General features: G+C 42.8%; 25 protein-coding genes. 11 read left to right on the forward strand and 14 right to left on the reverse strand.

From position 1 onward, the window contains the following. Positions 1 to 5: 5 nt before the first annotated feature. Genes L3V23_RS17750 through L3V23_RS17770 form a run of 5 tightly spaced genes read left to right on the forward strand, consistent with a single transcriptional unit; the run spans position 6 to position 4064 of the window. Positions 6 to 704: an ABC transporter permease gene (locus tag L3V23_RS17750; RefSeq protein WP_102966555.1), complete on the forward strand. Its 699-nt coding sequence runs from the start codon at positions 6 to 8 to the stop codon at positions 702 to 704. An 8-nt stretch (positions 705 to 712) separates the two neighbouring features. Next, positions 713 to 1423, forward strand: a complete 711-nt coding sequence (locus L3V23_RS17755; protein ID WP_102966554.1) for an energy-coupling factor ABC transporter ATP-binding protein — start codon at positions 713 to 715, stop codon at positions 1421 to 1423. After that, a complete protein-coding gene (gene mobA / locus L3V23_RS17760; RefSeq protein ID WP_102966553.1) occupies positions 1401 to 1988 on the forward strand; it encodes a molybdenum cofactor guanylyltransferase MobA in 588 nt (195 codons plus the stop codon). Before L3V23_RS17755 ends, mobA begins: the two co-directional genes overlap by 23 nt. Beyond that, positions 1985 to 3754 (forward strand): bifunctional molybdopterin-guanine dinucleotide biosynthesis adaptor protein MobB/molybdopterin molybdotransferase MoeA, encoded by a 1770-nt coding sequence (locus L3V23_RS17765; RefSeq protein WP_102966552.1) that lies wholly within the window; start codon positions 1985 to 1987, stop codon positions 3752 to 3754. The genes mobA and L3V23_RS17765 overlap by 4 nt, the downstream gene beginning before the upstream one ends. Positions 3755 to 3785: 31 nt before the next feature. Continuing rightward, positions 3786 to 4064 (forward strand): DUF2960 domain-containing protein, encoded by a 279-nt coding sequence (locus L3V23_RS17770; RefSeq protein ID WP_042482298.1) that lies wholly within the window; start codon positions 3786 to 3788, stop codon positions 4062 to 4064. A gap of 66 nt (positions 4065 to 4130) precedes the next feature. Here the strand turns inward: L3V23_RS17770 and nagK are convergent, their stop codons facing one another. Both nagK and L3V23_RS17780 read right to left on the reverse strand, forming a co-directional pair. Next, a complete protein-coding gene (nagK, locus tag L3V23_RS17775) occupies positions 4131 to 5042 on the reverse strand; it encodes an N-acetylglucosamine kinase (RefSeq protein WP_042482296.1) in 912 nt (303 codons plus the stop codon). Positions 5043 to 5286: 244 nt separating this feature from the next. Continuing rightward, positions 5287 to 6018: a tRNA-uridine aminocarboxypropyltransferase gene (locus L3V23_RS17780; protein ID WP_102964188.1), complete on the reverse strand. Its 732-nt coding sequence runs from the start codon at positions 6016 to 6018 to the stop codon at positions 5287 to 5289. 170 nt (positions 6019 to 6188) lie between these two features. Here L3V23_RS17780 and L3V23_RS17785 point away from each other — a divergent pair, with 170 nt between their 5' ends. Continuing rightward, positions 6189 to 6980 (forward strand): sterol desaturase family protein, encoded by a 792-nt coding sequence (locus L3V23_RS17785; protein ID WP_042482291.1) that lies wholly within the window; start codon positions 6189 to 6191, stop codon positions 6978 to 6980. A gap of 15 nt (positions 6981 to 6995) precedes the next feature. On the opposite strand, the gene L3V23_RS17790 is transcribed toward L3V23_RS17785, so the two are convergent. Further along, positions 6996 to 9029, reverse strand: coding sequence for a methyl-accepting chemotaxis protein (locus L3V23_RS17790; RefSeq protein ID WP_102966630.1), 2034 nt, complete (start codon positions 9027 to 9029; stop codon positions 6996 to 6998). Positions 9030 to 9086: 57 nt separating this feature from the next. Between L3V23_RS17790 and L3V23_RS17795 the strand changes: the two genes are divergently transcribed. Beyond that, positions 9087 to 9623, forward strand: a complete 537-nt coding sequence (locus L3V23_RS17795) for an NlpC/P60 family protein (protein ID WP_237292681.1) — start codon at positions 9087 to 9089, stop codon at positions 9621 to 9623. Between the two features lies 1 nt (position 9624). Here L3V23_RS17795 and L3V23_RS17800 read toward each other — a convergent pair whose 3' ends face one another. Further along, positions 9625 to 9966, reverse strand: a complete 342-nt coding sequence (locus tag L3V23_RS17800) for a DUF3802 family protein (RefSeq protein WP_042482288.1) — start codon at positions 9964 to 9966, stop codon at positions 9625 to 9627. Positions 9967 to 10352: 386 nt separating this feature from the next. Between L3V23_RS17800 and L3V23_RS17805 the strand changes: the two genes are divergently transcribed. Then, positions 10353 to 11219 (forward strand): fructosamine kinase family protein, encoded by an 867-nt coding sequence (locus tag L3V23_RS17805; RefSeq protein ID WP_042482286.1) that lies wholly within the window; start codon positions 10353 to 10355, stop codon positions 11217 to 11219. 169 nt (positions 11220 to 11388) lie between these two features. After that, positions 11389 to 11592: a CPXCG motif-containing cysteine-rich protein gene (locus tag L3V23_RS17810; protein WP_102942012.1), complete on the forward strand. Its 204-nt coding sequence runs from the start codon at positions 11389 to 11391 to the stop codon at positions 11590 to 11592. A gap of 30 nt (positions 11593 to 11622) precedes the next feature. On the opposite strand, the gene L3V23_RS17815 is transcribed toward L3V23_RS17810, so the two are convergent. Further along, the gene (locus L3V23_RS17815) at positions 11623 to 12231 is read right to left on the reverse strand and encodes a riboflavin synthase (RefSeq protein WP_042482282.1); all 609 of its coding nucleotides are present in this window, start codon (positions 12229 to 12231) and stop codon (positions 11623 to 11625) included. Positions 12232 to 12341: 110 nt separating this feature from the next. Here L3V23_RS17815 and L3V23_RS17820 point away from each other — a divergent pair, with 110 nt between their 5' ends. Continuing rightward, the gene (locus tag L3V23_RS17820; protein WP_102966551.1) at positions 12342 to 13712 is read left to right on the forward strand and encodes an MATE family efflux transporter; all 1371 of its coding nucleotides are present in this window, start codon (positions 12342 to 12344) and stop codon (positions 13710 to 13712) included. Positions 13713 to 13883: 171 nt separating this feature from the next. Here L3V23_RS17820 and L3V23_RS17825 read toward each other — a convergent pair whose 3' ends face one another. The 9 genes from L3V23_RS17825 to L3V23_RS17865 all read right to left on the reverse strand — a co-directional run bounded on the left by L3V23_RS17825 (position 13884) and on the right by L3V23_RS17865 (position 21738). Next, complete coding sequence (locus L3V23_RS17825) at positions 13884 to 14720, reverse strand: patatin family protein (protein WP_102966550.1); 837 nt, start codon at positions 14718 to 14720, stop codon at positions 13884 to 13886. Between the two features lie 97 nt (positions 14721 to 14817). Continuing rightward, positions 14818 to 15588 carry a siderophore ferric iron reductase gene (locus L3V23_RS17830; protein WP_237292683.1) on the reverse strand — a complete coding sequence of 257 codons (771 nt, stop codon included), beginning with the start codon at positions 15586 to 15588 and terminating at the stop codon, positions 14818 to 14820. A gap of 86 nt (positions 15589 to 15674) precedes the next feature. Next, entirely contained in the window at positions 15675 to 16850 is a 1176-nt protein-coding gene (locus L3V23_RS17835; RefSeq protein ID WP_180980331.1) for a BTAD domain-containing putative transcriptional regulator, read from the reverse strand. Next, entirely contained in the window at positions 16850 to 17470 is a 621-nt protein-coding gene (locus L3V23_RS17840) for an energy transducer TonB (protein WP_102966548.1), read from the reverse strand. Before L3V23_RS17840 ends, L3V23_RS17835 begins: the two co-directional genes overlap by 1 nt. Then, positions 17470 to 17874, reverse strand: coding sequence for a biopolymer transporter ExbD (locus tag L3V23_RS17845; RefSeq protein WP_042482271.1), 405 nt, complete (start codon positions 17872 to 17874; stop codon positions 17470 to 17472). The genes L3V23_RS17840 and L3V23_RS17845 overlap by 1 nt, the downstream gene beginning before the upstream one ends. Further along, on the reverse strand, positions 17871 to 18413 hold the full coding sequence (locus tag L3V23_RS17850; RefSeq protein ID WP_102966547.1) for a MotA/TolQ/ExbB proton channel family protein: 543 nt from the start codon (positions 18411 to 18413) through the stop codon (positions 17871 to 17873). Before L3V23_RS17850 ends, L3V23_RS17845 begins: the two co-directional genes overlap by 4 nt. Before the next feature lie 9 nt (positions 18414 to 18422). Next, positions 18423 to 19790 (reverse strand): MotA/TolQ/ExbB proton channel family protein, encoded by a 1368-nt coding sequence (locus L3V23_RS17855; RefSeq protein ID WP_102966546.1) that lies wholly within the window; start codon positions 19788 to 19790, stop codon positions 18423 to 18425. Position 19791: 1 nt separating this feature from the next. Then, complete coding sequence (locus tag L3V23_RS17860; protein ID WP_180980330.1) at positions 19792 to 20559, reverse strand: DUF3450 domain-containing protein; 768 nt, start codon at positions 20557 to 20559, stop codon at positions 19792 to 19794. 225 nt (positions 20560 to 20784) lie between these two features. After that, positions 20785 to 21738, reverse strand: a complete 954-nt coding sequence (locus tag L3V23_RS17865) for an L-lactate dehydrogenase (RefSeq protein WP_102966544.1) — start codon at positions 21736 to 21738, stop codon at positions 20785 to 20787. A gap of 330 nt (positions 21739 to 22068) precedes the next feature. Here L3V23_RS17865 and L3V23_RS17870 point away from each other — a divergent pair, with 330 nt between their 5' ends. After that, positions 22069 to 23361 carry an extracellular solute-binding protein gene (locus L3V23_RS17870; protein ID WP_102964200.1) on the forward strand — a complete coding sequence of 431 codons (1293 nt, stop codon included), beginning with the start codon at positions 22069 to 22071 and terminating at the stop codon, positions 23359 to 23361. The last annotated feature ends 14 nt before the right edge of the window (positions 23362 to 23375 follow it).

Below are 23375 nucleotides of genomic sequence, written 5' to 3' on the forward strand. Positions count from 1 at the left end.
CGTGTATGAGCCTTTGGCAAACTACCCAAGACGCACTGAGATTACTGATTAATTTTGACGCTGAACTCTGGGAGATCGTTGCGGTCTCCTTTAGCGTTTCATTATCAGCTATTTGTGTGGTGTTAATTCCAGCGATGCTTTTTTCGTTTTTGCTTGCCTATAGCAACTTTCGCGGCAAATGGCTTCTGCTGTCAGTGATAAACACACTTCAAGCAGTTCCAACTGTCGTGATTGGCCTGTTGTTGTATATGTTACTTTCACGCTCTGGGCCATTGGGAAACTGGTCATTACTTTTCACCCAAAAGGCAATGATCTTAGGTCAGATGCTGATTTGCTTCCCTATTCTGGTGTCTATGATGCACGGCACTTTGCAATCCAGTGATCGACGTTCTGTTGAAACCGCTATGACTCTTGGCGCTTCGACACCACGGATTGCAGCGACCATTATCTGGGAAACACGTTTTCCGTTATTAGCGGCCGTGATCGCAAGCTTTTCAAGAATCGTGACCGAGGTGGGCTGTTCTATGATGGTTGGCGGAAATATTATGGGCTTAACGCGAAACATCCCTACCGCCATTGCTATGGAGAGCCATAAAGGCGCTTTTGCTCAAGGAGTTGCATTAGGAATGGTGCTACTATGCTTAGCACTGGCCTTGAACTTTGCACTTTCCGCAATGCGTGGAAAAGGCTTTTTGAGAACGTAAGGATAAGAATGACAATAACACTTAACGCTCAAAAGTTATCAATGCGCTTTAAAGATCGAGTGCTGTTCCACATCGATCATCTGTCTATCGGGCCAAACGATGCTATTTATCTAAAAGGCGATAATGGTGTTGGAAAGACAACCTTACTTAAAATTTTGGCGGGTTTGCAGCAACCTTCCACTGGAAGTGTTTCAAACTCTTTGCCTTGGTGGCAGCGAGTTGTTCATTCGTCCGCCCGTCATCAAGTTATCTATCTGCATCAAACCCCGTACCTGTTTGATGCTACCGTGTATCAAAACGTACTGTACGGAATTAAATTTTCGGCACTGAGTGCAAAAGAAAAACGTTCTACCGTAATAAGTGCTTTGCGAATGGTTGGTTTAGAAACACTGGCAGATGAACATATCTCGGTTTTGTCTGGCGGTGAGAAGCAGCGTGTGGCAATGGCACGCGCTTGGATTCTTAACCCTTCTATTTTGCTCATGGACGAACCGAGTGCATCACTTGATCAGGAATCTATCGACAGACTGGTTATAATGGCAAAAGATTTGTTGGCCAGAGGTTCAAGTCTTGTCATCACGAGCCATCAAGCCAACGCATTAACCGCAATATGCAAAAAACAGTGGTGGATTAATGATTGCACACTGATCGAAACACCATTGCTACACATAGTAAAACCAGAAAAAGAGAGAACCAATGTTACTTCCCTCTCAAACTAGTTGGGTCATTCTTGCCGGTGGGCAAGCGACTCGAATGGGTGGAAATGATAAAGGGCTTATTAAGCTTAATAACAAACCGCTAATTGAACATGTCATTGAACGATTGCAGCCACAGGCTTCGCAAATTCTGATCAATGCCAATCGTAATCTCGATAAATATAGTCACTATGGAACCGTCATCAGCGACAGTTTCACTGGTTTCCCCGGACCTTTAGGGGGAATTCACAGTGGCTTAGTTAACGCGCAGACGGATTGGGTCGGTTTTGTCCCTTGTGATAGTCCGTTAATTTCCGATGATCTTGTTGAGCGCTTCTGTCACGCAGTCAACGACGAAAGCGATATCATTGTTGCCCACGATGGAGAGCATTCTCAGCCTGTATTTACGCTCTACCATAAACGTGTTTTGCCAAAACTCACTGCATTCTTAGAGCGTGGCGACAGAAAGATAATCTTGCTTTATAACGACTGCCACACTGACTACATCGACTTCAGTGATTCGCCACAGTGTTTTGTCAATTTAAATACGCCAGATGAACTGGCGCAATTCGGAGCGTTACAAATATGAGTCCTCAACGCCCTTCTCTGCCTTTATTAGGCTTCGCCGCATACTCAGGAACAGGCAAAACGACATTGCTTGAAGCGCTCATTCCTAAATTAACGAATGCTGGACTTCGCTTAGGTGTTTTAAAACATGCTCATCATGACTTTGATGTCGATATTCCAGGCAAAGACAGCTATCGATTACGCAAAGCTGGTGCAAGCCAAATGCTCATCGCTTCACGTAATCGTCATGTAATGATGACAGAAACTCCGGATGCCGAAGCAGAATTCAATTATCTGCTTAGTCGTTTTGACTGCGAAAAACTAGACATAATCTTGGTCGAAGGTTGTAAAAACATTGCCTTCCCTAAAGTTGAGTTACACAGAAACGAACTCAATAAACCGTGGTTGTACCCAAACGATAAAAACATCATCGCGATTGCTGCAGACGAAGTAGTTGAAAGCGAACTCCCGCAGCTTAACATCAACAATTTAGATGCTATCGCGCAGTTTGTTGTCGATTACGCAAAAGGTTTTGGCACAGAAAAACCGACCTCGGGTAGCTGTGATACCTTGTCTCCTGCTTTTTTATCGGTAGAACAAGGACGACAAGCGATACTCGAACGCGTTCAGACGCTGACAGATGTTGAGACTACTGAGTTGCCAAACGCATATAACCGAGTATTGGCGAGAGACATTACATCGCCAGTGAATGTGCCGAGCTACAGAAACTCTGCTATGGATGGTTTTGCTATACGTGGCGATGACTTAAACATAGAACACTATCAAGTGGTCGCAGAGATTATGGCTGGCGACAGTTACGCTAACGTTGTTGAACATGGTCAGGCAGTAAAAATTATGACTGGAGCTGCCGTTCCGCAAGGCGTTGACACTGTCATCATGCGTGAACAAGCAAGCGTAACTGGTGAAACCGTGACTTTTGGCAGTGCAACAATCAAAGCAGGTCAGAATGTCCGCCAAGCGGGCGAAGATTTAGCCATTGGCCAAAATGTTTTCTCCATCGGTCAGCGTTTATCTTCACCTGAAATAGGCATGTTGGCGTCTTTGGGAATGAACCTTGCTCCGGTTTATCGGAAATTAAAAGTGGCTATTTTTTCTACAGGCAACGAAGTTCAGGCTCCAGGCACACCAGCCAGTGAATCTCATATCTTTGATTCTAATCGATACACACTCATGGGGCTCTTAACCCACCTAGGCTGTGAGACCATTGACCTTGGAATCATCGAAGATGATGAGCAATCCATGGTGAATGCTTTGAACAACGCTTCTCAATCGGCAGACGTTGTTTTGACCTCTGGAGGCGTATCTGTTGGTGATGCTGATTTCATTAAGTCTGCCCTAGAATCTTTGGGAACAATAGAATTCTGGCGCATCAACATGCGTCCCGGCCGCCCTCTCGCGTTTGGAAAAATTAACAACACACCTATCTTTGGTTTGCCGGGTAATCCGGTTGCCGTTATGGTCTCGTTCATTAATTTTGTTGAGCCAGCACTGCGTAAAATGCAAGGTGAAGTAAACTGGAATCCATTGAAAGTTCCTGCGGTCGCAACAGAAGATCTCCGTTCTCGCCAAGGGCGAACTGAGTTTACTCGTGGCATTTACAGCTTTAATGAACTTGGACAGCTGACAGTGAAATCGACAGGAAAACAAGGTTCAGGGATTTTACGCTCGATGAGCGAAGCTAACTGCTTAATTGAAATATCTCCGGCAGTAGACACAGTTAAAGTCGGCGAAAGCGTGACAATTATCCCACTTCAAGGCAGAATCTAGCGCTTAGAATTTGCTGCAAACGAGAGAAGCTATGGCTCGCACAATTATTTATACCTACAAAGATGAAGAGAAGACGCTGACTTTCTCTTACCAACAGCACAGAAATATCCACGAAGCTGTTGCTGAAGCAGAAGGCATAGACATTACAGACTATCTGAAAATGGAGCTGCAGCTAGAACTTATTTCTGACTCTAAGGCAGTTCGCAACTATCGCGACAACCATTTCAAAAAGTTAGGTTTTGGTGTCATCACCATGAAACCTAAAGAAAACTTAGGTGTAGGTAAAAAGCCAAAACCTCAAGTTAAGTAAGCAATTAGAAGTAAAAAAGAAGGGCTTGAATAATCAAGCCCTTCTTCGTTTTTATTCTCTACTGCATTACTTGATATTCAAGAATGCGGCACCGCGTACGCCGCCTGAATCACCGTGTTTTGCTTTGATGATTTTCGGACATTTAGCAACAGAAAGTAGATGCTTAGAAATGCGTTTAGGAACTTCTTGGTAAATCAACTCAAAGTTTGATAAACCGCCACCAAGAACCACAACATGTGGATCATGTGCAGTGAATATGTTGCCAAAGCAGATTGCTAACAGTTCCATGAACAGATCAACATGTTTTACTGCTTTCTCTTCACCTTCGTTATAAGCGTTGATGATGTCGATAGCTTTCTTTTTCTCGCCATTGTTGTGAGCATAAATCAGCTCAAAACCGCGTCCTGAAAGATAGTTATCCATACAGCCTTTATTGCCACAGCCACATTCTAGAAGTGGTGCTTTATCACCGCCTAAATGGAACCATGCATCAATAGGAAGACGCATATGACCGATTTCACCCGCAACGTGGTTACGGCCAGAAAATACCTTACCGTTATAGATAAGACCACCACCGAATCCAGTACCTAGGATCAAACCTAGCACTGATGGTTCGTCTTTTAGCTCATCGTCCCATGCTTCAGAAAGAGCGAAACAGTTCGCATCGTTTTCAATTTTTACACTGCGACCAATCTTAGCTTCTAGATCGGCACGTAGTGGTTTACCTTTTGCAGATGGAACGTTTACTGTCAGCACTGTTGCATCGTCAGCATCTTCCATACCCGGTAAACCTAAACCAATCGTACCTTCTACACCAAATTCAGCATCATACTTAGCGACAAGACCAGCAATGGTTTCAACAAGCTGTTGGTAATCTTCCGTTGGTGTCGGAACACGTTCAGTTGCAACACGTTCAAGTTTCTCGTTGAACGCACCAAATTCAATCTTAGTGCCACCGACATCAAAGCCGTAATACATGCAAACCTCTCCTACTCTATCCCGGTAATAGGGAAATCATTAAAATCGACTCACTCACCAATTGCACCATCTGTTATCCGATTTCAATTCAAGGTATCTATCTGATATCTGCACAATTAATTCGCGATTAAAAAATATTGGCTTATTATCCATAACCGACCCTATGCAATCCGTGACCAAACACTTATTTATCCGGCTACAAGTGCTGATTGCGCAAATGTGAAGCAGTATTGAGTGCTGAGTCTCAATCTAAATTTTGCTTAAACAGCAAATAATCTCTCAGTGCGGTTTTTTCTTCTTTCGGTTTAATTCTTGTTTTACCTAACAGATAGCTTTCTTTGAACGTTTCAAACCATAAACGCAAAGTTTCTGCGCCAAGACGCTCACCAAACTTGTCCAGTACGAGGCTGGCAACTTCAGCGGTGGCAAGATGCTGTTCATTGTCCGACTTTCTCATCACATATTGTGAAAGTACCTGCGGCTCGATGGAGATCAATGGCAAGTCAGCGAGATAAGGAGATTTTCGAACGATTCGTTTTGCTTCGCGCCAACTGCCATCGACAAAGATAAGCAATGGCTTTTTGCCAGAAGCAATACTCTCAACTTGATTCATGACTCTTGAATGTTCTTCTTCTGTTTCAGCAGGAAAAACGAGCACAGGAAAATAAGCAGGATTCTGTAAAAGATCTAACATCTGAGAATCAGGATCTGTGCGACTCCACTGATAGACATAAGTTTCTTTTACTGTATCGGCAATAAGTCTGCCCGTGTTACTTGGCTTAAAGACTTCCTGCTGAGAAACAATAAGTAAAACCGCTACTTGCGTCTCAATGTCAGGCTGGTGTTGACATAAACAATGCGTCAAACCGACATTACAATAAGCGCAACGTTGAATTTTGCAGCCGCGAGCAAGAAAAGGTTTTGTTGATCGTTCGAGCCGATATTGGTACAAACGATGGAAAGCATGGATTCTCATATTTTGTAGAAGTACTGAAACGTTTGAAGTACTGAATACTTAGAATGACTAAAAGTGGCGCAGAGTTTAACTGCTGTTACTTGAGTTCTCCAGCGCAATTTGAACTGGAGACGATGATTGGATTACATAAGCATTGTAAAACCGTAAATGGGTATCACACGGAGGTGGATATGTCCTACCAACCAGAAACCATCAGACTAGCGTTTTTTGTTCTTGTGTTATTGATTTGTGCATTTTGGGAGTCAAATGCACCTCGTAAACATCTTTCTCAGAGCAAGTCGATCCGCTGGATAAATAACTTAGGTTTAGTCGGTTTAAACAGTGTGTTGATCGCCCTGTTAATGCCGGTCGTCGCGATTTCAGCAGCTAGTTGGGCAGAAGCTCACTCATTTGGTCTTATGAACTGGCTGAATGTTTCTCCAACCTGGGCGCTTATCTTTTCCGTTGTATTACTTGATGGCGTGATTTATTGGCAACACATCATGTTCCACAGCATCCCTTTTCTATGGCGACTCCATCGCATGCATCATGCTGATCAGGATATTGACGTGACGACTGGTGCACGATTCCACCCTATCGAAATATTGATTTCCATGTGGATCAAAATCGGAGCCGTCACCTTAATTGGTGCGCCGGTTTGGGCGGTGGTTACATTTGAAATTGTGCTAAACGCCAGCGCTATGTTCAATCACAGCAACGCGAGACTGCCGTTAAAACTGGATTCATGGCTACGCAAACTGATTGTGACACCGGATATGCATCGAGTTCACCACTCGGTAATTGAGCGCGAAACCCACTCCAATTTTGGCTTTTTCTTATCTATTTGGGATCGCTTGTTTGGTACTTACATCGCCCAGCCTTATTTGGGTCATGATGAAATGAGAATTGGCTTACCGATGTTCAAGCGTTCTAGAGAACAATGGCTGGATAAAATGCTTACCCAACCATTTAGAGAGAAATAGAGAATGACGAGTTGATTAGCTCAGAGCATATTTATCAAGCATCGCTTTTTGTTGCCCAGCGATGTTTGCCACTTGTTGTGAGCTATCAACCATAGACTCTATCTGCTGCTTTGTTTGTGTTGCCTGATCAGAAATCTGTACGATTGAACGACTGACATCCGCTGTCGCACGCTCTTGTTCTTCAGTGGCAACTGAAATTTGCTCTATTCTCGCTCTGATATGGTTTACAGCACTTTCGATATCCGCAAAGGTCAGTTTTACTTCTTCGCTTGATTGAAGCGCCGACACCATTTCATTTCTAGAATCTATCACTGCTTGACGTGATTTTGCTGCAGAAGCTTCAAGCTGGCTCATCATATCGCGAATACTACCAGTTTGCTGTGTTGTGTCTTTTGCCAGTTTACGTACTTCATCTGCAACTACAGCAAAGCCACGGCCGTGATCGCCCGCTCGGGCGGCTTCAATGGCCGCGTTTAACGCCAGCAAGTTTGTACTTTCTGCAATACCGGTGATGAGGTCCACCAACTCACTAATTCGTGAAACGCTGGTGTCTAATTCAGACATCGCAGATTCATTGGTATTCAGAGAATCTTCTAATGCTTCCAATCTATAACGATTCTGCTCTACCGCTTTCACACCTTGGGAAGAATGCTCTGCCGCGGTCACGGAATCTGTATAGGAATCATTAGTTACCCCTGCGATTTCTCGAATAGACGCTTCTAACTGGTTGATGGTTGTTACCATACTTAACAAAGCTTCGTTTTGAATAGTTAACCCTTGATTCGAATGCTCCGCAGCATCATGGCTAAACTGCGCCGTCTGATAGAGCGATTCACAGTTGGAAGTGACTGTTGTCAGTGACTCGTTAGTAGATAGGATAACTTGATTGAGCTTGCCTGAAATATCATGGAATTCCATAGGCCCCACCAACTGAGCGGTGTGGCTAAAATCATGCTCTGTCATATACGTAAGATGATTCGTAATGTTACGCATTCCTTTGTTTACCCAAACTCGTAAACCAAGCCAAGAGAGCACAACAATAGCAACCAATACACCACCGCCGACAAGTAACGCCAGTGTTATTTCACTGATGGTATTTTGCACTTCTGTTTCTTTGGTTTGAATAATGCTGGTTGTGATATCTGACAGTTCCGAAAGCTGTGCCGCAATGGTATCTGCCATCAAGGCAGCTTGCGTAAAATCAGCGTTTTGTGTTTGTGCGGTTTCCAAACGAACCATGATTTGATCCAGAATGCCGCCAGTTTTGAACCCTTCAAGAACCATTTGGTAAGGCGCAGTCAGGCTTGCAAACTCACTGATATCAGGATGCCACTCTTTGAAATCATCAAACGCCAGCTCTAAACCAGAAATACGAGTTTTCAGCTCTTTATACTCTTTTTGCGCCAGTTCCATGTCTTCTTGAACCATAAAGAGCAGGAAGGTACTCTCCATCACTCCTGAAGCAGCAACAAAGCGGTTCGCGGCATCCATTGACTCAGGATTATCTATTGCTAAGAAAGACGCGATACGGTTCATTTCAGGCCCAATTGAACTTAATCCATATCGGAATCCTGTTGCCTGCTCGGCGATCTTGGCAGTTTGCTCAAGCTGAGTTTGTTGTGACTGTATAATTGCAGCAGAAAATTTAGAAAACTCGTCAATATTACTTGTTAGTTGCTGATGAACGGTTGGAGCAATAAGCGTACCGAACTCCTGAGTAATTCCTTTCATCTCTTCTAGACGAAGATCCGCATTTTGATCCAGCGTCAATAATTCAGCACGGATATTATTTAATTCATCGACTGTTTTTACTCTGGTGCTGTAACCAATATATTTCGCTTGCTCAAGGATATTTTGAGTTAACGCTGCATTGTTAGTTGATAACGGTAATGCTCGCTCTGATAAGTGGCTAAATTGATAACCTATTTTGTCGATACCACGAACACTCGTGACAGAAAGCACTATGACAAGTATGGTTATGGTGATAAAAATAAAGGAAAGTGTTTGAATAAGTGAAAACGTTATTCGGTGCTTGGCAGAATTATTCATTTCAAAGGCAGTCCAGTACCAGTTCAAATATAACGATGGGTATATTAGGTAATTTTTATGACACATTTATTTCATAAACCAATAATTAGACGCCCTATGTATTGGGTTTTTATGGTTTCTTTAGTCACTGGATGTGCTCAGAATCAGAGTTCGAAATATTCAACAACTCAAGATAAAGAGTTGTTGGGTTCAAATATTGGAATAGAAAAAGTTACCGAGCGAGAAGCGTCTTTTTTTAGCGTCTATAACCAGTGGCAAGGCGTGCCATACCGTTTAGGTGGGAATAATAAAAATGGAATTGATTGCTCTGCATTTGTGCAGATAGCCTATCGTGACGCATGGCAGCTTCCATTGCCTAGAACTACCACATCACAAAGTAAAATTGGCGAAAATATCGGTTATAAGGCAGCCAAATACGGTGACCTTGTTTTCTTTAAAACGTCAAAAACAACGAATCATGTTGGGGTCTATTTGGGGAATCTTAGATTTATGCATGCATCCACTTCGCAAGGGGTCATCATATCTCGTCTTGATAACCCCTATTGGGCATCCAAATTTTGGCAATTCAGAAGAGTGGATAGCTTGACTGATTGATTTAATCGTAAGTCGCTACCGCGGTATCAAATAAATTTTTAACCAGTGCTATGTATTCATCCAGAAAAATGATTTGATCGTTCGTTGCGGGTTTTGCCCATACGCCAGCTAACACCTCTCCTAAATCCTCCACTACAGAATCCGCTTCTTTAAGAAGTTGAAAGCGTACACTTGAATGAAGTTCAGGATTCTGTTCGAAAACAGCCATTATGTTACTCGCTACCATATCAGTAACGACATCTTCTACGCTTTCTTTACCGGTGTCACCGCCACGGGTGAATACATCCATGTTGAACGCAAGATGTTCTATTAGCGCTAAATAACCATCGGTTTCTACAACCACTTTAATTCTCCGCTTTACTGCTTCGTCACCAGTAACTCACTGTACCTTCAATAATACTAAGCCATGTGAGGAAAATTTCACACATTTGATATGTTTGCTTGATAAAATTTCAAACGATTCATTGATAAAAGTCTAACTTAGTGCAAGAAAGCTATAGACTTTATACTCTCAGTTAGCGACTAAATCATTTGTTAAACTCATTGTGACTTTCTATTCAATCAAAAGGCAATATCGTTCGTGAAACGTTTTATGAGTAAGTTCACAAATATGCGGATTAACTGTCTAACAAAACTAAGTTAATGAAATTATTTGCTTTACGGTTCAGTAAAGTCACATCGATTGTTCTAAACTAATATGGACTAAAAGACGGTCGTGGAGTTCAAACTATGTGGCAAGCTATCACCCAGCAACTCTCAGATACTTTAATGTTTCAATTCGATCTTGTAGAGAAAACAAAACTACAAGGCGGTGACATTAGTGAAAGTTATATGATTACCGACGGTAAAGAGCGGTATTTTGTGAAGCTTAATGACCGCAATTTTTTACCCAACTTTGAAGCTGAAGCTGAAAACCTCCGAGTTTTGCGAGAGAGCAGCAGTATTCATGTTCCTGAACATGTCCTTACCGGCAGTACCAAAGATCACTCATTTATTATCCTGAACTATCTCGTTACCAAACCTCTTGATGACGCGACGAACAGTTTTAAGTTCGGACTTGAGCTGGCTAAGTTACATCAATGGGGTGACCAGAAAGAATACGGTTTCGACATTGATAATTACTTGGGCTGTATTGTTCAACCAAACAATTGGACAAAAAAATGGTGTCAGTTTTTTGCGGAACAAAGAATTGGCTGGCAACTTCAACTGATGCATGAAAAAGGTGTGCATTTGGTCAACATAGACGAATTCGTTGACGTGATTAAGCAAAGACTCGCAAACCACACTCCCCGACCAGCTTTGTTGCATGGTAATTTGTGGAACGAGAATGTCGCAAATTCGCCAATTGGTCCTATCTGTTATGACCCTGCAACTTATTGGGGTGACAGAGAATGTGACATTGCCATGACCGAGCTGTTTAATGGCTTCCAACCAGAGTTCTATCAAGCCTATGAAGAAGTGCTGCCCTTAGACTTTGGCTACGTCGAACGAAAAGACATCTATAATCTCTATCACATACTGAATCACTACAATCATTTTGGTGGTCATTACTTAGATGAAGCGGAGTATCTAGTTAAGAAAATTCTGTCTTTCTAAACTTATTGATTAGACTTCTATGTTGTTAAAAATAAACAAGAAAAGAGCTAATAGACTTTAGCTCTTTTTTCTTTGTGACAAGGTCTAAAATTGCACTTATTTCTCGTTCAGAATCAACTTCTCGTCTTACTATTAAAATGAGAACAAAAGAAAAAGAGCGAGAATCAAAATGAAAAACTTTATACAAAAATCGATTCTATGCCCCCATTGTGGGCACCATGTTCCTGTGACTTTGGATTCCTCAAATGGCAGCCAAGAGTTTTATGATGACTGCCCTGCTTGCTGTAATCCGATTCACATGAATTTGATGGTCAACGAACAGTTAGACACAGTAGAACTTCAAGTCGATGCGGATGACGAACAAATCTTCTAACCGCCTTTGATTTTTGATCTGGCAAATAACCTATTGTTTGGCAGCCAGCACTCGTTCAACGGTATCTACAATCGCTTGAGTTTGTGGATCAAGTTCAACATTCACTTTGTCACCCACCACGCGTTGACCAAAGAGCGTTCTCTGTAACGTTTCAGGAATGAGGTGAACATTAAAACGATTCTCTCTGACTTCCCCAATTGTCAGCGAGCAACCATCTAAGCCAATAAATCCTTTCGGCAAAACATACTTCATATATCGAGGTGATAACTCGAACCAAATCGTCTTATTGTTTGGTGTTTCAATCACGTCTTTAATAGTAGCGGTATCCATAATGTGACCAGACATCGTATGGCCGCCAATTTCATCACCAAATTTTGCTGCTCTTTCGATGTTGACCATCGAGCCGATTTCAAGCTCCCCTAAATTGGTTAGCTTAAGCGTTTCTTGCATTAAATCGAATGAAACACGATTTTCATCGATATGAGTGACGGTTAAACAGCATCCGTTGTGAGCGATAGAAGCACCAATCGATATCCCTTGATTTAATAAGGGTTCTAGCTCAATAACATGGGTTTGAAATTTGTCTTTTTTATCAATAGCCACGACTTTCGCCATGCCTTGCACAATCCCAGTAAACATTTAGTATTTCCGACAGTTTTTCGTGGTGATCAGTGTGACATTTCTTTATCATTCCCACCAGTACGACCCGCCGATTAATTAAGCAGTAAATATTCCGTTCGGAGAAGTTTGTGCAACATTATAAAAATGAAATAAAAAAATTAGTAAAGTTATCAACGCCAGTTCTCATTGCTTCCATTGCTCAAACAGGTATGAGTTTCGTCGATACCGTTATGGCTGGTGGCGTAAGCGCTACCGACTTAGCGGCAGTATCGGTTGCTTCGAGCATTTGGATGCCGACCATTCTATTTGGTATTGGCCTTTTGATGGCATTAGTGCCTGTCGTGGCCCAGTTAAATGGGTCTGGAAGACAGCATAAAATCGCATCTGTTATACATCAGGGTGGATTTTTAGCTCTAATCGTTTCGATTCCAACCATCATAGTGCTTCTTCAAGCTGGTGCCATTTTGGAAGTGATGGACGTTGAAACCTTAATGGCGCAAAAAACCATTGGCTATATCACTGCGATGATCTTTGCCGTACCTGCATTCTTGCTGTTTCAGGTATTGCGCAGTTTTGCTGAGGGTATGTCTCTGACTAAGCCCGCGATGGTGATTGGTTTCTTTGGCCTATTGATCAACATCCCGCTCAACTGGATCTTCGTATATGGTAAGTTAGGCGCACCGGCTCTTGGCGGCGTTGGTTGTGGCGTAGCAACGCTGATTGTGTATTGGCTGATGTTCCTGATGTTGTTGTTCTATGTAGCGACATCGAACCGTCTTGCGCACATCAAGTTGTTCGAACGCTTCCATAAGCCAGAATTCAAGCCACAATGGCGCTTATTCAAACTTGGATTACCTGTTGCAGCTTCTATTTTTTTTGAGGTCACACTCTTCGCTGTTGTAGCTGTTGCCTTAGCTCCTTTAGGTTCATTGGTTGTTGCTTCACACCAGGTAGCCATTAACTTCTCTTCGTTGATTTTTATGTTACCTATGAGTATTGGTGCGGCAGTATCAATTCGAGTAGGACATACTCTGGGTGAAGAAGATGTTAAAGGTGCCGCTGTCGCGTCGCATGTGGGACTATTTTTCGGTGTAGCAACGGCATTATTGACCGCTGCCCTGACGGTGATTTTCCGCGAACAAATCGCGTATCTCTATACCGATAACAGAGAAGTGATTAACTTGACGATGCAATTGCTGATCTTTGCGTCTATTTATCAATGTACCGACGCAATTCAGGTTATCGCTGCAGGTTCTCTGCGTGGTTATAAAGACATGAATGCTATTTTTGTGCGAACGTTTATAGCGTACTGGTTGCTTGGTTTACCGACCGGATATGCACTGGCAATGACAGACTGGATTGTTGAACCAATGGGTGCCAAAGGTTTCTGGATAGGCTTTATTGTGGGTTTAAGTTCTGCTGCCATAATGCTGAGTTTCAGATTATTGTGGATACAAAAACAGGATGAGCAAATTCAACTGGATTTTGCGTCTAAGTAATTTGCTTTACAACAATAGATTAAAGGTCAGCAATTGCTGACCTTTTTCATATGCGGTTTAGTCGTTTTCACTTTCTAAATAGGTATCTTCTAACCCTGCTATTACGCTCTGATACGTGTCGATTTCACACACAAACACGACGATTTTCTCTATAAAGCTCATAATGTGCTCCTACTCTTTCAAACCGTGAACATGCATACGACCTGCAATCAATCCCATGCTGTATCCATGATCCAACAATGCCTTGTTCATGGTTAGGCGTTTAACTGCAAAATGCTCTGGTGGTGCAATCACCCGTATGTGAGCGTCTTTCGGTGGATTACGAATAAATTCAAGCGAACCATTATATTTTTCAGCTCGCGCAGTGACGGCTTTCGCCACTTCCGGATAGCGGGCAAAGAGTTTTTTCATCATCCATTTGCTTTTTACTTTCGGCATTTCGTAACTTTCTGGGTGTGAAAGTACGACGGTAATATCTCTGGCTCCTCGACGATAAGCTTCTTTAACTGGAATGGAATCTGAGACACCACCATCGGTATAGCATTGCCCATCAAAACAAGGTGTTTTCTTATATACGAGAGGTAACGCCGAAGTCGCCTCTATTGCCGTAACAAAATTTTCTGGTTTTACTTGATAGTAGTCCGGCTTACCTGTTTGGATATTTGTCGCGGCAGCATAAAATGGTACTGAAGAAAAAAGCGCTTCTTCATTAATGGGATAACGTTTATTCGCTTCATCAAGCAACCAGCGAACATCGACCAAATCACCACCTTTTAAAAAGCGGCGCGGATTATAGAATTCGCTACTGGTAGCAAGTTGCGTAATCACTTGGTAACTGCGTAACGGTTGATTAGACAAATAGCTGACAAGATTAGAAGCACCAGCAGAAACACCCATTACAAAATTATATGGGCGGTGGTTTAGTTCCATAAACGAATCAAGTACGCCGCTAGCAAATATGCCACGCATCGCCCCACCTTCTACTACTAACGCTTTCTGTTCTGCCATTATTAAACCCTTATTATTGTTCTAACCGTATAAAGATAAATCTTAGTGGTTAAGCTCGCAAATGGGTTTGATTTATCAATTGGATAGATATAACCGATTAAGCAGTAACTTCTTTAGCTGTAATCAGATTCGTCAATTTGTTTGCTTCGAGACGTGGGCAGTTTGCGCATAGTGACCGCCCTTCACATTTATAGACCAGACAACAACTGGTTCTGACCAGTTTTAATTTGTTGGTGGTGCTATCAATTTTGAGGTTACTGATATGCTTTTGTGGCAAATCGAAAGCCTCTAGCCAAAGTTGCGCATGTCTAAGGATGGTGTTGTTTGAGTAGCTTGGTCTGATTTCTTGTAAACGTACTAAACAATTAAGGAGATGATCAGCGAGTAGATGATGCGTGAACCCCGGACGAATTCTTCCCCATTGATTGATCGCATCCCTATAAGTTTCAAACAGGTGAGATAATTGCTGCCCCGCTTTTTTAATCAGTGTTGCTCGACGGGCATGTGTCCATTCATGGTCTCTAAAACTAAACCCTGCGATAAAACAGTTCTGTTTGTTTTGAGAAATGGTTGAAACGTCAGGTAGTGCTCGCTGTGCATAAATCGCGACGAAAGAAACGAAAACAGGCTGCCAGCAAAGCAAATCCCATGTGCGAGTTAACCAATACGGTTGACCAGCTTCTGGATTCCGCTCGGCGATTTCATTGTAAAGCCGTTCAATCGACTCAGGACTTAAAGAAGGAGGCGGCTCATTGAATGTGGTTGTCTCTTCAAGACAGCCATCCAAGTATGGCGTTATCTGTCTGGCATGAAGGAATAATTTTTCGAAATGTAGAGTGGATAAACCCATTGATAATAGCTGTAGCATTAAGAATTTATCAAATAATATCTATTATCATTACCAGTTGCAAACCATTATCATTACAAGAAAATAGCCTATAAATAGGCCATCTCTTAAGAAGTTTGGTTGTCTTTTACTTTGCGTAGCTGCGTTAAATACTTTATCCAGCTTTTTGCTTCTTCTGATGGCTCAAGATTGTTGGCTTTCTTCGCTTCAATCAATGCTGGTTCGAGTTGGTTAAGTTTATACAGAGCCTTGGTTCGGGCTAAAGCAACTTGAGCTTGTTTGCCCTTCTCTTTGACATTATCCAACTCAGATAATGCATCATCATAGCGGGCTTGTTGCAGAAGTATCTGAGCAATATTCCAGTGGTATTTCGCATCGAATTTAGAAGCTAATGCCCAAGCATCGATTGCTTTATCCCACTCTTTTGCTTGTTGCCAGTAATAAGCACGCTCAGTGATTAAATCCACATTCGTCTGCGCTTCTTTCAAGAGCTCTAATACAAGCCCTGCACGCTCAGGAATACCGTTATGCGCATAAAGCTGAGCTAATAAACGTAAATCCGCATCACTCAATTCGATTTTTTGCAATTGAGCTAAACCTAAACTGCTCAATGCATCTTTTTTCTTGCCGGTTCGCAGCTCCAAGTTAACCAGTTGCAACCACCAGTTACTACGTTGTGGCTCCAGATTAATCAGCTTCTTAAGGGTTGGAATAGCTTGCTCCCAGCGCTCAAGCTGAAGCTGTGCTCCCAACTTAACAGAAAGTGGAGTCACGCTATCCGATTGTTTGAATTTGTCATATTCAGAGATTGCAGTCAGTGTTTTTTGCCACAGCTCCATCTGGTAATGAACTTGAGCAATTCGCAACCATAGTTCGCTGGCGTTCTGGGTCGTTGGTATGTTTTTGCTTAACTGATAGTAATGAGGCAATGCTTGCTTATACTGCTGATTCATCAGAAGCAGGTCTGCTAACATACGCTCTGTTAACCAACCTTGGTCATCTTTGAGTTCGCCACTAACAACCGCTTGTTCCAAAGCAGTGATGGCCGGTTTGAGCTGTTCATTCTGCCAATAGAAAACGCCAAGCATTCGAGAAAAGTAAGCCTTGTCATAAGCTCGGGAAACATCGGCTGTTCTCAGCGTTTCAATCGCCTGAGGCAATTTGTTCTCTTGCGCCAACTGATTAGCTTTCAGTGCTTTATTTGCTGCATACTGACTCAGTTCCGCCGCAACACTCCAAGATGCGGAACTTATCAGTAATAGACAGATGATCATTCGTTTCATCATTTGGCTAACTTAAACTCCAATTTCACAGATTGTCCGGGTTGAGTAACCGCTTTGCCATCTACCAGTTTAGGCTGATACTTCCAGTTTCTTAGCGCACGTATCGCTTCACGCTCAAACACTCGCTTAGGTTCAGCTTCCAGAACTTCGATATCTGTTGGTTGCCCTGTTTCATCAATGGTAAAACTCATCACCACGTACCCTTCAATCCCCCTTTGTAAAGCGCGGGCTGGGTATGTCGGCTCGACACGATGTAGCGGCATCGCTTGTTGATTCGCACCAATATCACCAAAGGTTGGTGCATTGATAGCAATACCATTGATCGCTGTATCTAAACCTAGTGATGGAACACTCGAAAGCTGAGAACTGTTTGCTACAGCAGTCTGTTTTTTAGAAACCGGTGATTCAGGCGGTGGCTCTGGTAATTCTGGTTGTTCTGGAACACTTCGTTGTCTGCGTTGCACTTGGTTTTCTTGCTCTAACATCACCATGTTGAAGCTAAGAGGCTGGCTCGCTTTTGGTGCACCTTGATTGCCGTTATCAACCATCCAAGCCATAAATGCGAACAAGCTGAGAGAGATAAGTACAGCTATCGGCATAGCGAACAATAAACGCAGCATTAACGTTTCTCCGCGGCAAGTGCAATACTTTTAACCCCTGCACCTTTGGCTGCATCCATCACTTGCACGACAGTTCCGTTATACGCATGTTCGTCAGCCTGAATAACCAACGAAGCTTCAGGTTGTTCCAGCAACAGGTGCTCTAGTGTCGCCTGCACTCTTTCTACATCCACTTGTCGTTTATCAATAAAAATGTCGTTCGCAGAGGTAATCGCTACGAAAATACCCGCATCTTTTTGACTGACGACATTTGAAGCCGTAGGACGATTAACTTCCACGCCTGATTCACGAACAAATGAACTTGTCACGATGAAGAAAATCAACATGATAAATACGATATCCAACATCGAAGTGAGGTCTATTTGAGCCTCTTCTTGCTGAGATTGACGTCGACCGAGTCTCATCGTTGACTCCTTAAAGATTTTTCTAATTTCATTTCTAACAAACGACAGGTTTTCACTAGACGAGCATGAACAAACATACCTGCTAACGCAGCAACCATACCAGCCATAGTCGGTAATGTGGCCAGTGAAATACCTGACGCCATTAATTTTGGATCGCTGCTGCCCTGAGTTGCCATCACATCAAAGACTGAGATCATCCCCGTCACTGTGCCTAGTAAACCCAGCATTGGGCAGATAGAAACCATCACTTTAATGACGTTGAGATTCTGAGTTAATGCGATGTGTGCTTGCCCAATCCAACCTTGCTTAATGGCGTGAGCATGCCATGAGTGATGCTCACTACGTTGATGCCATTGCTCAATCCACTGTTTACGTTGCTTAGGAAAAGTAAACACCAGAAAAAGAATACGCTCGATAACCAACAACCAATACACCGCAACAACCGCAGCCAACCACCACAATACTGCTCCACCCTGAGCCATAAACTCAGTCAGTGGTAAAAACAGGTCATTGAGTGGCATTAACCAGTCAGCTTGCATTTTCAACCCTTACGCCGCATTGACCATCTTCGCAGAACCGGTTTCGCTGCTTTCATGTTCAGCTTGCTCTGCCACTAAACCAATACCCTGTTTTTCCAAAATATTGCGAATGTTCTCTGCCTGAGTACTTAAAATATTGTGGGCAAGTAACAGCGGCATAGCAGCAACAAGACCTAAAACAGTCGTCACCAACGCCATCGAAATACCGCCCGCCATCACTTTAGGATCGCCGTTACCGAACTGAGTGATCACTTGGAAGGTTTCTATCATACCCGTTACGGTACCAAGCAGGCCAAGCATAGGCGCAAGTGCTGCTAGCAGTTTGAGCATTGACAAACCTTTTTCTAAACCTGTTTGTTCATCAACGACAGCTTCTAAAAGACGCAGTTCTAAAGCTTCTACGCTGCGATGCTTTTCTTTGTCGTGAACAGAAAGAACTCGACCGAGCGGATTGTTGCCTGGCTGCTGTGGATTTTTAAGCTGTGCGGAAATCTTTTGACGAGCAATAGCCAGTGAACCACCACGATATAAAGCAATCACTAAACCGATAGCCAATAGCACAATTATAATTTTTCCGACCACACCACCCGCTTCAACGCGCTGTTCAAGCGTAGGCGTCAAGGCTAACTGCTCCAGCAGAATACCGTGTGACGGATCCATAACAACAGAAGAAACATTGCCGTTTTCTAAAGCTTTTAACGAGTTTAGTGTTGGTGCATTTTCAGGCTGAACCGAATACGCGACAGCATCTTTGCGACCATTATTCCACTGCAAATAACCTTGCTCTGAAACCAGTCCAAAAGCTCCGAGACGAGTAGCTTGAACCGTTTGTTTGCGACCTTCACCATCAATCAGCGTTACGTTTGTGGTAGAAGTTTCTCCACTTGCTGTGATCTGCTCTTGCATCGCTTGCCACAAACCCGTCAGTTGTGTCATCGAAGGCAAAGATTTAGCAGCAACGATATCTTCAATCACGCCAGCATTGGTTTGGCGATCAACACCTGTCACTGATTGGGAAAGATCCCCTTGGATTTCTTTTGCGTTTTGGCGAACAACACCAAAAATTTCGCCGAGACTACCCGTCTCTAGACGCAGTTTTTCTTCTAAACGTGCCAGTGAATCTTCATTTTTAGAAAACTCGGCAGAAAGTTTGTCAGCTTGGCTTTGCAGATTGTTTCGCTTCGCCATTAACTGAACTTTTTTATCCTTCAGTTGTTGTTCAGTAAGTTTAAATTCCGCTTCACGTTTAGCATCGTGATTACGTTGAACGGTATTTTCTGTTTTCGCTTGGCTAACAATATCCGTCGCAGCAACTGCAGATGCATTAGCACCAATCAATAACGCAGCACAGAGTAACGGAGCAAATTTGTTGTTCATATTAGTTTGCCTCCGCATTAACAAGTGACACAGGCAGAGTAATCAGCGTTGGCGCTATTTGTTTCGCCGCTAAACTATAAGCTGTATCAAGGTCTGATTTATAACTGCTTTCAAGCGGTTGCCATTGCTTCTGCGCTTGATTCCAAGTCCAGTATTGGGTTGCATTTGGATTACGGGCAATTAAAGCCACTCTACCAAGATAGAGAATATCGGTATCGACTGACTCATTGTCATTTAAGCTAATTTGGCCTTGATAAGAACCAAGTTTACGGCCGTAATCCATTTCGATTTGGTAGGCTTCGAGAATTCTTCTGAATTTTTCAGCATCGCTGACATCTGCTCTTGGCATAAGAGACTTTAACTGTTCAAGACGATCAGTACGCGCTTGTAAACGGATAGGTTTGTCTTGCTCAAGAATAGTCTGCAAACCATCAATCATCTGGTACATAAGAGGCACTATGCCCTGACGAGTATCTTTGATCTCTTCAATTTGTTTATCCAGACTCACCATTTCTTGTTTCTGGTTATCCACCAGAGCCTGCAAGTGATTTCGATACACTTCTAAGTTTTTTACTTGCTCGCTTAGCTGTTCAATTTCAGCCTGCAATTCGATTGCAGAATCTGAGCTCTTATCGATTTTCTTTTGACTCGCGGCAGAAGCTGCGTTGGTTTTATTTTGAATCGCTTTTGCGTCATCAAGCGTATTGGCGTGAATGGGCAAAGCTATTGATGCAGAAATAAGGATAAAACTGGATTTTAGAAAATTCATCATGTTAATCAGATAGCGCGTTGTTGTATTGGGATGGTAATGATAAAGGCTCTCATTATCAACTGTAATTTCAATTATCAGTTATTTTTTACTTACAACCTTTATGGCTACAGACAATATGTGCTGAATTTGCACCGATGGAAAGTGTTTAAAGAGAATAGAGATGAGTTATGGGGTTAAGAATGAAAAAAGGTGGCATTAACCACCTTTTTATATCTGCAAATTTTAGTAGCTTAATCCAGTAAGTTTAGCCACATGAATCATTTGATTACGTAAGTTTGCAGCGATTTCGTCCAGACGCTGCTTTTCTTCTTCTGTAAATGGATGGATGAGAATCTTCTCTACCCCATTCTTACCGATGACAGCAGGTAAGCTCAGAACAACATCTTTGTAGCCGTATTCACCACGTAACAGTGTCCCGACTGGCAGTACTGAGTGTTCGTTGATCATGATTGCCTGAATAATGCGGAACACGCTCGCAGCTATACCATGAACGGTATTGTTTTTACGTTTGAAGATTTCAAACCCCGCTTGCTTTACCGATTCCAATAGCTCATCAGCGTCAATTCGAGGAATATTGTTTGAATCACAGTAGTAGTCAGCAGGCTGCCCAGCAATGCTGATCAAACTCTTAGGTGTAAAACACTCACTGCCATGTTCGCCTAGCACGTAACCAAACACGTTTTTAGGGTCTAAGTTGACACGGTGAGCCACAATAGCCATCAAACGAGCTGTATCAATAACACAACCTGCAGAAATGACGCGCGAAGGACTGTAACCCGTGTTAGCCACAATACTATGTGTGACAATGTCACAAGGATTAGTCACCACAATAAGTATTGCTTTAGGTGCAACACGCTCGATTTTCTTCGCAATATCGACACCAATCTTTGCGTTGATTTCAGCCAAGTCCATACGTGTCTGGCCTTGTTGAATTTGCGCACCTGCGGTAATGACCACGATATCAGCACCAATCAACTCCATGTAATCATCGGTCGGCGTAATACGGGTATTTTTAGAGAAAGTTAGCGCCGCTGTGTGTCTGAAATCGAAAGCTTCGCCTTCTGCTCGTTTCACATCGCGGTCAAGAATAGTCAGCTCACTCACACTACCTAAGGTTAATAAGTAGTTACAGATACCTACTCCAACAGCACCAGCACCAATAACACCAATTTTCATATTCGTTCCTTGAACAACTTAACAAGATCAAATTTAGGATTGTAGATTTTACTAGTATTAGCAACATTCATTCCAATTATATTTTGCAATATAGCTATATTATGGCGTTATTGGCTGCAATATCGCTCTTTTATAGTTCATTAATCAATCATTACGATCCAGATTGGTGCAGCGGTTCTGTCCTTTATTAATGTGATTTAAGTCACCTGATCCATAAATCTTTAACCTTAGTGACATTTTTCGTCCACCTACGTGAAACATTTCTTCGCCACCATAGCATCAAACGAAACACAAACAGTATCGTTCGAAACTTAACAAGGAATAAAGTCAATGAATAAGCTATGGGTAGCAGGGTTGCTTTCGGCAACAGTTTCAGGAACTTCATTTGCAGCGACTGAAATTACGTGGTGGCACGCAATGGGCGGACAACTGGGCGAAACAGTAAACAAAATCGCTTCGGACTTTAACGCTTCGCAAACCGAATACAAAATCACGCCTGTTTTTAAAGGTTCTTACACAGAAACATTAACCGCGGGTATTGCTTCGTTTCGTGCTGGCCAATCTCCAAACATTCTTCAAGTGTTTGATGCCGGCGCTGCAACGATTATGAACGCTCCGGGCGTAGCGAAACCTGTTCAGGACATAATGATTGATGCCGGTTTCCCATTCTCTGCACAAGACTACTTAGCGGGTGTTCGCAATTTCTATGCGGACCAAAACGGCAAAATGGTTGGCATGCCATTTAACAGCTCAACACCTGTTCTTTATTACAACAAAGATATCTTAGCGAAAGTGGGTGCTGAGGCGCCTAAGACTTATGAGCAGCTAGAAGCATTAGCTGAAAAACTAAAAGCAAAAGGCTATGTCGCATTTTCGGAATCACACACGCCTTGGATTATGTTCGAGAACTTTAAGTCTCGTCATAACCTGCCTCTAGCTGATAAAGAAAATGGCTATAAAGATCTGTCTTCAAAAATCATGTTCAACACCAAAGACATGGTGATGCATTTCAGCAAACTTAAAGAGTGGTCGGACAAAGGTTACTTCAAGTATTACGGCAGTGACTGGGATGCAAACCAAACACCATTCGAACGTCAAGAAGTGGCTATGTGGATGGGTTCTTCAGGTTCATTCGGCGGCCTACGTAGTCGCGTCAAGTTTGAGCTGGGCACCACTTACCTTCCTTACTGGGAAAAACTCAATGACAAAGGCGTTCATACCTTCATTGGTGGCGCAGCGCTATTTGCCATGAGTGGTCACTCTAAAGAACAAGACAAAGCTGTTGCGAACTTCTTTGCTTACCTGACTAAGCCTGAAGTACAGATGTACTGGCACAAAACAACAGGATATGTGCCTGTTACCAATGCTGCTTACGAACTGACTAAACAATCTGGTTACTACAATGAACAGCCAGATGCAGAAGTGGGCGTTAAACAATTGAGCTTAGCCTCAGGTGAATGGAACAAGGGCTATCGTCTAGGTTTCTACCCACAGATTCGTGAAGTGATGCACCGTGAATTCGACAACATTTTCGCAGGTCGTTCAACTGTTCAGGCGAGTCTGGACAAAGTGGAAGACGAAAGTGACAAACTGCTGGATCGTTTTGCACGCACAGTGAAATAACTCTGTACCAGCCC

The sequence above is a fragment of the Vibrio sp. A1-b2 genome (assembly GCF_021726015.1).
Lineage (GTDB): Bacteria > Pseudomonadota > Gammaproteobacteria > Enterobacterales > Vibrionaceae > Vibrio > Vibrio diazotrophicus.